1 pseudogene is annotated in these 856 nt (G+C 30.0%); it reads left to right on the forward strand.

Annotation, left to right across the window (positions count from 1 at the left end):
• Positions 1–856 (forward strand): annotated as a pseudogene (locus LDP10_RS03015) (sulfite reductase subunit beta); the annotation flags it as partial.

Genomic DNA, 856 nt, shown 5'->3' on the forward strand with positions numbered 1-856 from the left:
TAGAGATATTCGTTTAGAGCGCAGTGAACAAAAATTAGAACCTCGTTATGCTATGATGTTACGTTGTAGATTACCAGGTGGAGTAATTACGGCTAAACAATGGTTAAAAATTGATAGATTTGCGACTAAAAAAACTTTATATGGAACAATTCGTTTAACCAATCGTCAAACATTTCAATTTCATGGAATTCTTAAAAAGGATTTAAAATTTGTACATAAAATGTTAAATAGTATTGGATTAGATTCTATTGGAACAGCGAATGACGTAAATAGAAATGTTATTTGTACTTCTAATCCTGTTGCATCAGAATTACATCATGAAGTTTATGAATGGGCAAAAAAGATATCTGAACATTTATTACCAAAAACCAAAGCTTATGCAGAAATTTGGTTAGACAAAAAGAAAATATCTACTACTGATAATGAGCCCATTCTTAGTTCAAGTTATTTACCGAGGAAATTTAAAACTTGTATAGTTATTCCTCCGTATAATGATGTTGATTTACATGCCAATGATATGAGTTTTATAGCTATTTCAGAAAAAAAAAGATTAATTGGATTTAATGTGTTAATTGGAGGTGGTTTATCTATTGAACATGGAAATAAAAAAACATGGCCATCTTGTGCTACTGAATTTGGTTTTATTCCTGTTGATAAAATTTTATCTGTATCTGAAGCAATAGTTACCACGCAACGTGATTGGGGTAATCGAACTGACAGGAAAAATGCTAAAACGAGATATACTTTACATCGTGTGGGATGTGAGGTTTTTAAAAAAGAAGTAGAAAAAAGGGCTAATTTGACTTTTAAAAACATTTATCCTTATTATTTTACTAAAAGAGGTGATCGTTTTGGT

This window comes from Buchnera aphidicola (Pemphigus obesinymphae) (genome assembly GCF_026122815.1).
GTDB lineage: Bacteria > Pseudomonadota > Gammaproteobacteria > Enterobacterales > Enterobacteriaceae > Buchnera_C > Buchnera_C aphidicola_BJ.